The organism is Candidatus Pedobacter colombiensis, assembly GCA_029202485.1.
GTDB classification, from domain to species: domain Bacteria; phylum Bacteroidota; class Bacteroidia; order Sphingobacteriales; family Sphingobacteriaceae; genus Pedobacter; species Pedobacter colombiensis.
The window spans coordinates 4,061,584-4,076,284 of sequence record CP119313.1 but is presented as its reverse complement, the minus strand read 5'-3'; the positions used below and the strand labels follow the sequence as shown (position 1 = coordinate 4,076,284).

Sequence of the window (14,701 nt, the reverse complement as noted above, 5' to 3'; positions counted from 1 at the left end):
GCTTATAGTACAGTAAAGTTGCTCTGAGGATAATTAATGCTAAACTTAAATATCAAATTCTCTTTAACAACATTTTTTAATTCATGATTCATGAATCATGAATTGTTTGTATCTTTATATTATGGTACACAATGGAATGCGGCCTCAAGACTTAGCTGTGCTGATTAAAGTAAGTATTTCGGACAATAATTGGCTCAACAAAGATGTTGCGAAAGCTTTATATATCAGTCCTGCAGAAGTAAGTTATTCATTGCAGAGGTCTGCTATCGCAGGGTTAATAGACCCAAGCAAAAGAAAAGTTATGAAATTGGCATTATTGGAATTTATACAGTATGGACTTCCATATGTTTTTCCGGCTATAAAAGGACCGATTACGGTAGGTATTCCGACAGCATGGTCATCTCCTTATATGTCAAATAAGATAATTTCAAAAGAGCATTTGGTTTGGCCTTATGCAAAGGGTACTGTGCGTGGAGGAAGTATTTTACCATTATATCCTGGTGCTATAGATGCAGCACAATCCGATGAGATCTTATACCATGTATTGACTCTTTTAGATGTTATGCGGATCGGGAAAGTCAGGGAAAAAGAAGTTGCTATACAAGAACTGGAAAGGATTATCAAAAATGCATGAACATATTATCAGAATTAAAGACGTAGCAAAACTATTGGAAGGTCTCGATCGTCCTTTTGTGTTTGTAGGAGGAGCAACTGTAGGATTATATGCGACCTACCCGGATAGGACTGAGGATATAAGGCCTACAGAAGATGTCGATGTCGTTGTCGAACTAATTAGCTACTCAGGATATGCAGAGATTAGTGAGAAAATGATAGCATTGGGTTTTAGTAATGATATAGAATCAGGTGTAATTTGCCGGTTTAAGATTCATGGCCTGACGGTAGATATTATGCCTACTGATCCGAATGTGATTGGCTTTAGTAATCGTTGGTATCCAGATGGATTCAAATTTGCTGAAACGGTAGAACTTGATAGCCAAACAAGGGTTAGTATTTTCAGTGTGCCTTACTTTTTAGCATCAAAATGGGAGGCATTTAAATCACGTGGCAAAAGCAATTTTAGAGCGAGCCACGATTTTGAGGATATGGTCTTTGTTTTTGAACATTGCCATGATCTGGAATTAAAGTTAGTCGATGCACCTCAAGACGTACTTGAATATCTACGCATAGAAGTCGGAAGTATGCTACATAATGATGATTTTATTGAAGGGATTGGTTGCCATATGCAAAATTCATATTATGGTTCGGAGGCTTCTGAGATTATCGATAAACTACGTTCTGTTTTACTAAGATAAATTTGGGTTATTCAATCAAATATAAACAATCTCTATATAGCTCTTTATTTAAAGGTCGGGAAGATGTTTTCGCAATTCACTGGTCAAAAGGAACCAAAAGTGGTTATATGCCTGCTAAGTTATATGATCCCTACTTCAACAAAATTTATAAGAAAAGCACAACGTCAGCTGGTTCAGAAACAATAAATTATCTCCCTCTGACTGATGACCAGATTCAGAGACATCTTGAAGGTGGACAGTTAATAGGATTGTATCCACTTTTACAAGATAATACTTCTTGGTTGATTGCCGCGGATTTTGATAAAAATAGTTGGCTGGAAGACTGTAGAAGTTTCATAGCCATATGTGCAAGCTACAATATCCCTGCCTATCTGGAACGTTCGCGTAGCGGCAAAGGTGGGCATGTTTGGATGTTTTTTACCCAACCATATCCGGCTTTTAAGAGCAGAATAATTGTACTTACTTTATTAGAGAGAGCAGGGATAGTCTCTATTTTTGACAAAAATTCTAGTTTCGACAGGCTTTTCCCCAATCAGGATAAACATTCCGGCAAAGGTTTTGGGAACCTGATTGCTTTGCCTTTGTATAAGAACGCATTGGAATTTGGTAACAGTTGCTTCATTGTGCCTGAAACAGCAATCCCTTATGCAGATCAATGGGAGTTTCTAAGTAACATTAGTCGGATTTCTACTAATGATTTAGACCAAATATTTCTATTACTGACCAACTCCAAAAGTGAAAGTGTAGTTGAACCTGGAAAGCTTGTAATTAAGTTATCAAATACTATTGAAATCAATCGAAATGGAATGAGTACTGCCTTGGCATCTTTCCTGAGGGATGAACTTAATTTTTTTAATGCAGACTTCATCATTAAAAAGAATAGCGGCAGGAATACATTTGGGACAAAGCGATATTTTAAATTTATTGAGGAGGTAAATGAATACGCTATTATTCCAAAAGGTTTTATTAAGAAGTTGTTAGTTTATTGCATTAAAAACAATATTCAATATCAGCTAGATGATCATCGGAAGTTACTTGCTCCTACAAGTTTTTCATTCCATGCTTCTTTACGAGAATATCAGTTACCTGCGGTAGAGGCTGCATCCAAAAAAGATATAGGTATAATAGTTGCACCACCTGGTTCGGGGAAAACTGTTGTTGGGCTTAAAATCATTGCGGATAAACAGCAACCCGCGTTAATAATTGTTCACCGTAATCAACTGGCAGATCAATGGGCAGAGAGAATTGAAGCTTTCCTTGGAATTCCAAAGCAGGATATTGGCCGGATAGGACAAAGTAAAACAAAAATAGGGAAACAGATTACCATTGCAATGATACAAAGCTTAGGTAAAGAATTGCAAAAGCCTGAAGCTGACCAATTGGTTCGCGCCTTCGGAATTATTATTATTGATGAATGTCATCATATTGCTGCGGAGACATTTAAAAATGCGGTATCACTTTTCTATTCTTATTATTTATATGGTCTTACTGCTACACCTTTTCGAAAAAACAGTGATGACAGACTGATTTCAGTACATTTAGGAGAAGTAATTTCAGAAATGAAATCCAGCGACAGGGGAGCATCAGGACAACCTGAGATTATCATAAGGAATACAGCTTTGAACGTAGCATACAATGCCAAAACAGATCGCTTCGAAACACTATCAAATATACTTATTCATGATTCCGAAAGAAATAAGCTGATTTTAAAGGATGTAACTTTTCAATTGAGTACGGGAAAACGAGTGGTTATACTTACCGAGAGAAAAGAGCATATTGAAACCTTACAGCAATATTTAAAACAATCTTTTGAGACAGTTACATTAAGTGGCGACGATTCGGAATCCAGTCGTAATGCTAAATGGAAGATCTTAAAGGCAGGGAATTACCAGGTACTCATTACAACTGGACAATTTTTTGGAGAAGGGTCTGATCTTCATAATGCCCAATGTTTATTTTTAGTCTATCCGTTTTCTTTTGAAGGTAAACTGATCCAATACATTGGTCGGGTTCAGCGTTCTGAACTAACTCCAGTGATTTATGACTATAGAGACATTAAGATTGATTATTTAAATGCGATGTTCCTTAAAAGGAACGTATATTACAAAAAACTGATAAGACATAGAACATTATTTGATGATGTTATTGAGGTAGATGAAGAGGTAAAACCAGTAAGTAATTTAGTAAATCCTTTCAACGATCAAATTATTGAGCGGAATATTAAAGTTGCCATTGAATCACTTGACTTTTTATATGGTGGGGTTGTCTTTTGTGAATTTATAAAGGAGATAGAACAAGAGGTTTCATTTGGTATTGAGAATCTCCATATGCGCCCGGAATTCGATGTGCTGAAGTCGTACTTTGAGAAATTTTTGAATGCCAAAACGATTATCATAGCAATTTGTATAGTTATTGAGGATGGTATTATTGTAGGGAAATCGGCAACATGCGATGATATAAAAAAACTGGATCGTGAGGTTGTAGACAGTGTGCGTTTTCGTTTTGCTGAAAAGAATTTATTTAGGAAGGGTAATCTTCTAGGTAAAAATATTGAAGTATCCCTGCTTAATGCCGGAGATGCTAGCCAGACATTATATGATTCAGGAAACGAATTATTAAATGATGTATTGACCCGGGGAAATTATCGACATAAAATACAGTTAAGATATCTATCAGAACTACATTTAGGTAATGTATTGAAAATAAGATTTGTGTTGAGTCCGTTTGCTTTTGTTTTTTTGATAGCTGGAAAGGAGCACTATCATATCGTTATGGAGACACTCGATACAGATGAGGCTACTTATTTGTGGCATGCACCAAAAGAAATTTCAGAACTCAAAAATATGCTTTATAGTATTGATAAGGATCTTCATAAAATTCGAAATGAGGGTCGATTTGCATTTTTAGAATCAGCCCCAATAAATTTCAGCCGCGTTTTACATGATTACTCTGATGAACGCAAAGGGTTTGTAACATGGAAAGATGACTTAGAGCAACATTTGACTTAATCAAAATATTTTATCACTACTATAGAGACAAATGTCCATAGTAGTGATAAACCGAAGATCGACCATCTCTAGTAGGGATGAGCTTCTAGTTTTATCACTAGTAAAATCATCCCATTAAGATAATATTGAAATTTTAGCAGATCAATCAGTCTTGTATTTCGTAAACCTATTTTTCGCCCAGATTTGTTATAAATTACACTGTTTACTTTCGGTGATGTAAAATGACTGTGAAGTTTTTATGAACATTTAAACTCCGAGCAATTTCCTGCATGTTTTAATCTTTCTTTGTGTACGATTTAGATATATGCAAAAACCTTCACTCATATTTTTATTCTTCTCCATCTATTGTTTTTCTACTAGCGACCCATCTACATACGCTATAAAAGGTATGGTATTGGATGTCGAAAGCAAGAGCAGAGACCAAGAAATATCTAGGGGACATTTCTGCCAATCATTTTATCAAAGAAATTAAAGCCAATTAGCATATGAATAACAAACTATTACTTTCTCTATCTTTTGCCGTAATAACGATCATTTCGGCATGTCATAAAAAAACTGATGAAGTGGCGAAAGAAGACCTTTCCCCGGTGCAGTTTATCCTTACCTCCGATGCACATTATGGAATTACCAGGGCGTCTTTTCGCGGAGCTACAAATGTGGATGCACATGTGGTTAATGCAGCTATGATAACAAAAATGAACACATTGGCAGGTGTTACATTACCTAATGATGGTGGGGTAAATGCAGGCCAGCCTATCGGTGCTGTTGATTATGTGCTGGAGGCGGGAGATATTGCTAACCGTATGGAGACCAGTGCATCGGTACAAACTGCTGCGCAATCATGGGAGCAGTTCCGGATTGATTATCTGACCAATCTTACTTTAAAAAATAAGAAAAACGAAAAGGCAGAGTTGTTTATGGTTCCGGGTAATCATGATGTATCTAATACAATTGGATATTATGCAACCATGGCACCTTTAAAAGATGCGAGTTCTATGGCCCAGATTTATAACCTAATGGTTAAACCCGGTACCCTAAGAACAGCTGCTACATTCAGTTATGCCAATGACCGCATCAATTACTCAAAAGAGATTGCAGGAACACATTTTTGTTTTATCCAAATGTGGCCGGATTCTGCGGTAAGGATTTGGCTGAATAAAGATTTACAAAGTATAGCTAGTACAACTCCTGTAATCATTGTAGCACACGATCAACCTGCTGTGGTATCTAATCACTTTACAAATCCGAACGGAGATCATAGTATTAACAATATAGATAAATTTGATAATGTACTGGATGAACATTTTAAGGATGGGAAATCTGCTTCAAGTGCTGGCTTAATTGAACAACGTGCTTTTGCAACCTTCTTAAAACAACATCCAAATGTTAAGGCTTATTTACATGGTCATGTTCATGAAAGTAAATACTATACCTGGACTGGTCCCGATAATGATGTACAGTTAAGTGCTGTAAGTACGGATTCTCCAATGAAGGGCTTAGCATCTGGACCTGATGAAACTAAACTGAGTTTTCATTTCTGTGCCTTAGACCCTAAGACAGGAATGCTAACCGTTAGAGAATGTATGTGGAATCCAGAACCGGCAAATCCTTCTGCTTCTGTTAAGTGGGGTAGTTCGGTGACCATAAAGCTCAAATAATTTTACTCCGTACTATATTCATTGCTTAGTTTTCTATTTTGTTAATTTTAAATATTAATTCTGAGTATTTTTGTTTTAATGTTGCAACCAACTAACACAGAAGATTTAGTATATGGCAAAACCATAGAATGGGAGAGTCTTACGAAACCGCAAGCGCGGAAGATTATTATTGACGCCGCCGGACTTGCCCGGAAAGCACAGTTCGGGACGGGGATCGAGGCAGTTTATCGAGTGATCGACCATCTTGGGTTTGTGCAGCTGGATACAAATTACGTTGTGGAGCGTGCTCATCACCATGTCATGGCTGCGCGCATACCAGATTATCAAACAGAATGGCTGGCTAACCTTTGCGAAGATGGCCACATTTATGAGTACCTCACTTCGGATGCAGGCTATCTTCCTATGCGCGATTTCCGGTTTTCACTGCCTGTAAAAAAAGCTTTTGAAACGCAAGGCAAACCGCTTACCAGACCGGAAATTAATCTAATGAAGCAGATTCTGGATCGGGTGGAACGGGAAGGCCCTCTTATGGTTGGGGATTTTGAGAACGACCGTTTGGAAGCCAGCTCAGGTTGGTGGGATTGGAGACCCGCCAAGGTTGCACTCGAAAGGCTTTACCTCGACGGAAACCTGATGATCAGTCGCACCAAAGCTTTCCAGAAAGTCTACGACCTGCCGCTCAACCTGGTGCCGCAGGAAACAGACTTAACTATGCCTACAGATGAAGAATATGCCCGTTTCGTTATCCTCCGCACCTTAGCTGCACTCGGTATTGCCTCCGCCAAGGAAATGACCTGGCGCGCCCGTCGAGTGAAAGGCAACTTGGTTAAAAAGGAACTGGAAAAAATGGCTCAGACTGGCAAAGTAAAAATGGTAATCGTCGATGGTCTGAAAGGTCCGTTTTATATGCTCCCAAATCAGGAAATTAACATTAAACTATCCAATGAAGTCTTCATCCTTTCACCTTTCGATATCCTCAATGTGTTCCGTCACCGCTTAAAGGATTTCTTCAATTTTGATTACCAGATCGAATGCTTTGTGCCTGCCCCCAAACGGCAATACGGTTATTTTTCACTACCCGTACTCGCAGGGGAAACTTTTATCGCAAGGATGGACGCCAAAGCCGACCGCAAACAAAAAGTACTGATTGTCCATAACATCCATTTTGAGCCCATTGATATCGAGCAAATCATTCTTGAAAAGTTTGTTCAGGCCTTAAAAGCATTTGTACAATTTAACCAATGCAGGGATATCATCTTCAAGCGATCCAATAATGAAGCTCACCTGGAAGCGATCAGCAAAAGTTTTTCCGGATTAGACTAACCAGGGACCAATATGTAGGAACCCTGCTAATTTATCATGCTTCCACAGTGTCTGGATAGTGCTTGGATGGCTACATCGGAGTTGCTATGTATCATATAGCTAATGTGTTTATATACAGCCTGTTTTTGGGTTTGTCCGAAAACGATTGCACAACTTTAATTGGCCATATCCTTTTTTTATTAATTCATAGTATTTATTCTTGCCGCTTTACCGGATATAATTATATATGTGTCAAGTTCATATGACGCTTAAAGGAAAGGAGCTTTATTGGTTCATTCTATTACTGTTCTTAGCAGTAAGCAGCAGAGCTCAGGTCAAATGTAAAATAGAGCATTATTCAACAGAAGATGGTCTGTCACATGATGGAGTAAGAGTTATAATGAAAGATCGTGATGGTTTTATGTGGTTTGGCACATGGGATGGCATCAACAGGTTTGACGGGCAAAACTTTGTTACCTATAAAACACGCCCGGGTGATAGCTCTAATTTAAAATTAAATAGGATTGACAACATTGTAGAGGACCATGAAGGTTATCTGTGGCTTGAAGTTTACGATAATCAGGTGTATCGGTTTGATAAACGCAATAAAAAGTTCCTTTCTGTGGCGAATATTCTGGCAGAAAAAAAAATAAATAATATCTTATTCAATGGTATTGTAGTTGCAGAAAATGGTTATATATGCCTTACAACAATCAATCAAGATGTATTTGTAGTGAAAAGTACAAATGGAGGTAAGCTCGAGATCAATAGATATGGATCTGACCTGGCACAAGACTTTCAACTTCCTTCAAACCGGATTAATTTTTTACATACTGACCAGCAGCAACATTTGTGGATCGGTACGGAAAATGGCCTGGGTTTACTCCATCTAGATCAATCCGGGACTTATCGGAGTAGCCTCCCTAATGTCGGTTTTGTTAAAGCAGGAGCATATACTTGTATCGCTGAGGATAAACTTCACATCTGGATCGGCACAAATGATGGGTATCTGATCCGTTATGATAAATCATCACGCCAGTTTTCAAAACAAAAAATATCGCAAAACAGATTGAATGAAATGCAAATCGCGAGAAGTGGTAAGCACATTTATATAACTTCAACTAATACTGTGATTACCGCAGATTTGTCAGGTCGGTCAATTTCTAAAGCAACAATGTCTGATGCCGGATTGATGCGATCCATTTATGAAGATAAGTCCGGTTTGTTATGGATTGAACCAGAGAAAAATGGTTTGATCAAATATGCCCCACTCAAGAACACATTTAAATATTTTTTTCAGGAAAATGATGCGAATTTTTTCAATAGCGCAAAAGATTACAAGGTTTTTGAGGACCATACGGGACGGGTTTGGATGTCTATGAAGGGAGGGGGCTTTGGTTATTATAATCCTGTTACTGATGTGGTCGAATATTTTTATAATAAGCCCCGCTCTTCGGATCACAAGTTTTCAAATATTGTTGGCAATAGTTATTTTGACCCTGCAGGTATCCTCTGGCTTAGTACCAGAGACAGGGGAGTGGAAAAGATCATTTTTCAGAAGAATGATTTTAAACATCAGCTGTTGGCAGAAAATACATCAAATAAATCTGACAATGAAGTCCGGGGCGTTTATAGCGATCGGAACAAGCGCCTTTGGATCAGTGTCAAATCTGGCCGTTTACATGTTTATGAACAAGGCAAACAATTAAAAAATATTTTCATCAATGCACCCTCTGGTGGATTTGGTTTAATATATACCTTTTTAGAGGACCGCAATGGTGTAATGTGGCTGGGAACTAAAGGTAATGGACTATTTAGGGCAGTGCCAACAGATAAGGCTGCACTTAAATATAAGCTTACACATTACCGTGCTGATAAAAAAGATATCAATAGCCTGAGCAGTGATTTGATTTATGCTCTGTTGGAAGATAAAGCAGGAAGAATATGGGTAGCTACGTATGAGCACGGAATTAACCTGATCCGTGATGCAGGAGAAAGAGTCCACTTTGTAAATGGTTTCAATTCATTTAAAAACTACCCATCCGGTTCCTTGAAAGTCAGACATTTGGCAGAGGATAAAGCAGGACATATCTTGTTAGCCACAACCAATGGTCTGGTAATTTTTAATCCCGATGGTAAAAAGACAAATGATTATATTTTTAGAACATACGGTAAAATACCTGGCGATCACGAAAGTCTAGGTAACAATGATGTTCAGTACATTTACAGAGACACTAAAAACAGGATATGGCTGGCCACCTCAGGTGGAGGGTTGAATAAGGTTATTGCTTTGTCAGACAGAGGTTTGAAGGTTAAGGTTTTTACCAAAGAAAGCGGACTGCCGAGCGATTATGTATTGAGTATTGTGGAAGACAATGCCCATGACCTATGGCTTGGAACGGAAAATGGTATTTCCAGATTAAACCCTGAGCATCAACGGTTCAGAAACTATGACTCTTATGATGGTCTTCCGGCAACCGGACTGTCGGAAGCTGCCGGTTTAAAACTCCCTAATGGTGACTTGTTTTTTGGTTGCATCAATGGGTACATTACCTTTAATCCTGCTGCTGTTACTGATCAGAAGATTAGCGCAAAAATGGCCCTAACCAATTTTCAGATTAATAATAAGGAAATCAGTCCAAATGAAAAGAGACCCAATTTAAATATTGATATTAATGAGGTTAAGGCAATTGACCTGAAATACAATGAGAATATCATCAGTATTGATTTTACCGTGCTGGATTATCGTTCCAGTAATAAACCGGAATACGCTTACCGCTTAAACGGATTTGATACGGAATGGCAAAGTGTTAAAAAACAGCATAGGGCCACATACACTAATTTGCCTCCGGGGAATTACATGTTTGAAGTAAAAAGCACCAATTCTGATCTGTACAAAAGTATACCTGTTAAAACCCTCGCAATAAATATTGCTCCGCCACCATGGCGAACGGTATGGGCTTATATTTTGTACGTAGTTTTATTCGGGATTTTAATAGGAGTAGCGCGCAGAATCACATTTACAGTGATCAGCTTGCGTAACAAGATTGCATTAGAACAGCGCCTTACGGAACTTAAACTGAACTTCTTTACCAATATTTCTCATGAGCTTAGAACACCTTTAGCCTTGATTGTGAATCCAATTGAAGAGATTTCTCAGCAGGAGAATTTATCTGTAAAAGGACAGGAATACATCCATGTGGTTAAGCGTAATGCGAACCGTATGGTGCGTTTCATTAATCAGTTGTTGTATTTTAGAAAAACGCAAAGCGGGAAGATGAACCTGAAAGTAAGCTATACAGATATCATTGGCTTAGTCAATCATATTGTGGGTTATTTTTCAGAATTAGCAAGAGAAAAGCAAGTTGAGTTACTGGTAAACGCAAAGTTTAAGGAATTATATGCCTGGGTTGATACTGAAAAAATTGATATTGTAATTTATAACCTATTGGCAAATGCGCTCAAATTTACAGCTAAAAATACGGAAGTAAAGATTGAAATTGATCATGACCCTGTTCAATGTCTTTTTACGCTCCAAATTATGGACCAGGGGCCTGGCGTTCCAAATGATAAACTCAAGGATATCTTTGAACTTTACTATGAACTGGACAAAGATCCGGGTAATAATCTGGAGGGTACAGGTATTGGTCTGGCAATTTGTAAAGAGATCGTTGGCCTTCACCATGGTAGAATTGAAGCTTATAATAATCCTGATCGGGGTCTAAGTGTTATGGTGACGCTTAAATCAGGAAAGGAACACTTTAAGAACGGAGAAAATATCGTTGATGGCATTTCTGATCATATAAAAACGTCCTTCCTTAAACCAATGACAGCAGGACCAGTAATTAGCCATTCCGTAAATCAGGGCGATGTAAACCGTCCGGTAGTGCTGGTTGTTGATGATAATGGCGAGCTGAGGAAGTTTCTGGCGGATCAGTTGAACGAGTTTTACCAGGTCCTGGAAGCCAGTGATGGTCAGCAGGGTTTGAATATGGCCTTGAAATTGATTCCGGATCTCATATTGAGTGATGTGATGATGCCAGTGATGGACGGTATACAAATGCTTGACCATTTAAAGATTAATGAAAGCACTAGCCATATTCCAGTGATATTACTAACGGCAAAATCTTCTGTTGAAAACCAAATAGAAGGCCTTAGGTACGGTGCCGATTATTATATCACTAAACCCTTTCAAACGGCATTTATATTGGCTTCAATAGAGAACCTGTTAAAGCAACGTCAAAAGATCTTTGAATCTTTACTGGCTAATAAAAAAACAATTGAATTGAGTCCGGGTGAAATTTTCATCACTTCAAAGGATGAGGTATTCTTAAAGGATATTATAGAAATTGTAGAAAAGGGTATGATTGATCCTGATTTTAGTATAGAGCTTGTTGCAGAATCGATAGGAATGGGGAGAACCACATTCTATAAGAAGTTTAAAAGTCTGACCAATATGGCTCCAATAGAATTTGTCCGTCAGATGCGACTTAAAAGAGCAAAACAACTTTTAGATACTGGTGAACATAACATCTCAGAAATCGCTTATGCTGTTGGCTTCAATAACGCTAAATATTTCAGTAGATGCTTTAAAGAGGACTATGGAATTTCTCCGTCTGAATATTTGAAAGGCAATAAAAATATAAATAAGACGGTTAAAATTGGCTTAAAATCAGGTATTAATGCCTAATTGCGCCAAAAAACAAAATTTACTCCTATTTAGTCAATTTTTACTCCCCCGAATGATGTGGGTTCTCTAGGTTTGTTTTAACGAATAACCAAATACTAAACCATTCGAATGTTTCCTGACCGGGCTGCTGCTCTTTAGATAAAGGCTCGTAAACAATACTGAAATAACATGATGAATTGTGTATTTGGTTAATGAAAAGAAACTAAATAACAGAATGAAATTAATCAGCTTACAATTTTTGTTCACTGTCGTTTTGTTTAACGCCTGCACATTAAGTGCAATCGCACAAACAAAGGTGAACTCTTGGGATAACCTTCCAAAAATCAAACGGCCCGTTTTCAAAACCGATACTTTTAACATTGTCAAGTTTGGCGCAATTGCCGATGGTTATACTTTAAATACCAAAAGTATCAATCAGGCAATTGTTACCTGTAGCAATAAAGGTGGTGGAGTGGTTTTAATTCCATCTGGTTATTGGCTTACCGGGCCTGTTGAATTAAAAAGCAATGTAAACCTGCATTTGGAAAAGAATGCCTTGTTGCAATTTTCCAGTGATTTTAATCAATACCAAATTATAGCCGGGAACTATGAAGGTAAACCTTCAGCGCGAAACCAATCACCAATTATGGGAATCAACCTGGAAAATGTAGCCATAACAGGAGCTGGTACAATTGATGGAAATGGTGACGCCTGGAGAATGGTAGGAAGAGATAAACTCACGGAAGGAGAATGGAAAAAGAAAATAGGATCAGGAGGCTTAATTAGTGGAGATGGAAAAAAATGGTTTCCCAGCGAAAAAACAAAAAAGGCCGATCTGGAGAAACGTTCTGTTGTATTGGAAGCAGGAAAAAGGCTATCCGATTTCGAAGACATTAAAGATTATCTGAGACCCAATCTCATCGTATTTACCAATTGCAGTAAAGTGCTTTTGGAGGGAGTAACTTTTCAGAACTCGCCAGCCTGGAATATACACCCATTGCTATGTACTGATCTCACTTTAAGGAATATCGTAGTGAAAAATCCTGATTATGCACAGAATGGAGATGGAGTGGATGTGGAGTCTTGTAAAAATGTATTGATCGAAGGTTCTGTATTTGATGTTGGGGATGATGCAATCTGTATCAAATCAGGTAAAGATGAAGAGGGAAGAAAAAGAAATATACCTACTGAAAATGTAATTATTCGCAACAATAAAGTATATGCCGGACACGGTGGATTTGTGGTAGGTAGTGAAATGTCTGGGGGAGCCAGAAATATATTTATTTCCGATTGCTCATTCATGGGAACTGACAAAGGCATCCGTTTTAAAACTACCCGAGGGCGTGGTGGTATCGTAGAAAAAATCTACATCAGGAATCTCAACATGGTTAATATCGTAGACGAAGCCATATTTTTCGATATGTATTACTGGACCAAGCCACCAGAAGCCAATCAGAAGCAGGAAGTTCCAAAAGTTAGTATTGAAACCCCTCAGTTTAGAGATATATTTATTGATAATGTCATTTGCAACGGTGCCAATATTGGCGTTTTTATCCGCGGTCTTCCTGAAATGGCAGTGAGAAATATTAAAATGCAAAACCTATTTCTGAATGCCCGTAAAGCCATAGAAATTAAAGATGCAAGCGATATTGAAATCACAAATTCGGTGATCCTGACTAAAGAAAAAATGCCTTTGGTTTACGTAGAAAGTAGCAAAAATATCAGCCTGGATGGCGTTAAGTTTAATCCGGGTGCTGGAGTTTTATTTGATATTAATGGAGATTCTGCAAGCAACATTCAGATCAAAAACTCAGGTCTGGCAAAAGAAGCAATTAAAGCCGTGTTTATGCACGGAGCCAATGAAATATCCTTTAAAAAATAGGAGGCTGAACATCATGATAAAGATTTTCAATATAAATAAATATAAATATGAGCACAACTAAAGTTTTTAAAGGATGCATTTGTTTTGCGTTTTTACTTCTAGCTATAACTGCGTTTAAACCGGCAGAGAGACCTGTACTTTACATCATTGGTGATTCAACTGTGCAAAATAGTGATGGTAATGGAAGAAATGAGTATTGGGGATGGGGAAGTCTGCTGTATCCATATCTGGATTCTAACAGGTTGGCAATCCGTAACCATGCCAAAGCAGGAACAAGTACCCGGACTTTTATTTTGGACGGCCGATGGGATAACATTTTAGTCAGGTTGAAAAAGGGCGATTTTGTAATCATGCAATTTGGGCATAATGATCATGCTGGCGTAGAGGATAGCACCAGACAGAAGGGGTCTTTGCTGGGTGTTGGAGCTGAGACTAAAGAGATTATGAGCATACGGACGCATCAGAAAGAGATTGTACATACCTATGGCTGGTACCTTAGCAAATTTGTAAAAGAAGCAAAGCAAAAAGGAGCCATTCCTGTGATTTGCTCGCTTGTGCCACGCAATAAATGGGAAAATGGCCAGGTGGTAAAGGAAGCTGAATACCCGGAATGGGCAGAATCCGTTGCTAAAAAGGAAGGTGCTTATTTTATCAATCTGAATAAAATTGTGGCAAAACATTGGGTGGATATGGGGGCTAAAGAGGTGAAGTCATTTTTCCCGGTTGATGGCACACATACGAATCTGAAAGGCGCAGAACTGAATGCCAAATGCGTGATTGAAGGATTACGGGAAATAAAAGACTGCCCATTGAACAGTTATCTGAAAAGGAATTGAGTACAGATAAATAGGGTAGACACACTATTAAAA

General features: G+C 38.1%; 8 protein-coding genes. All 8 read left to right on the top strand.

The window, feature by feature from the left end; translation table 11 throughout:
- Window positions 1-121: 121 nt before the first annotated feature.
- The 8 genes from P0Y49_17040 (at window position 122) to P0Y49_17005 (ending at window position 14,668) form a co-directional block, all read left to right on the top strand.
- Entirely contained in the window at window positions 122-634 is a 513-nt protein-coding gene (locus tag P0Y49_17040; GenBank protein WEK18498.1) for a hypothetical protein, read from the top strand.
- Window positions 558-1,313, top strand: a complete 756-nt coding sequence (locus P0Y49_17035) for a nucleotidyl transferase AbiEii/AbiGii toxin family protein (protein WEK18497.1) — start codon at window positions 558-560, stop codon at window positions 1,311-1,313. Before P0Y49_17040 ends, P0Y49_17035 begins: the two co-directional genes overlap by 77 nt.
- Before the next feature lie 107 nt (window positions 1,314-1,420).
- On the top strand, window positions 1,421-4,321 hold the full coding sequence (locus P0Y49_17030; GenBank protein WEK18496.1) for a DEAD/DEAH box helicase family protein: 2,901 nt from the start codon (window positions 1,421-1,423) through the stop codon (window positions 4,319-4,321).
- Window positions 4,322-4,806: 485 nt separating this feature from the next.
- The gene (locus tag P0Y49_17025; GenBank protein WEK18495.1) at window positions 4,807-5,979 is read left to right on the top strand and encodes a metallophosphoesterase; all 1,173 of its coding nucleotides are present in this window, start codon (window positions 4,807-4,809) and stop codon (window positions 5,977-5,979) included.
- Window positions 5,980-6,057: 78 nt separating this feature from the next.
- Complete coding sequence (locus P0Y49_17020; protein WEK18494.1) at window positions 6,058-7,302, top strand: crosslink repair DNA glycosylase YcaQ family protein; 1,245 nt, start codon at window positions 6,058-6,060, stop codon at window positions 7,300-7,302.
- 241 nt (window positions 7,303-7,543) lie between these two features.
- The gene (locus P0Y49_17015; protein ID WEK18493.1) at window positions 7,544-11,971 is read left to right on the top strand and encodes a two-component regulator propeller domain-containing protein; all 4,428 of its coding nucleotides are present in this window, start codon (window positions 7,544-7,546) and stop codon (window positions 11,969-11,971) included.
- Between the two features lie 214 nt (window positions 11,972-12,185).
- The gene (locus P0Y49_17010; GenBank protein WEK18492.1) at window positions 12,186-13,832 is read left to right on the top strand and encodes a glycoside hydrolase family 28 protein; all 1,647 of its coding nucleotides are present in this window, start codon (window positions 12,186-12,188) and stop codon (window positions 13,830-13,832) included.
- Between the two features lie 47 nt (window positions 13,833-13,879).
- Window positions 13,880-14,668, top strand: coding sequence for a rhamnogalacturonan acetylesterase (locus P0Y49_17005; protein ID WEK18491.1), 789 nt, complete (start codon window positions 13,880-13,882; stop codon window positions 14,666-14,668).
- Window positions 14,669-14,701 lie beyond the last annotated feature (33 nt).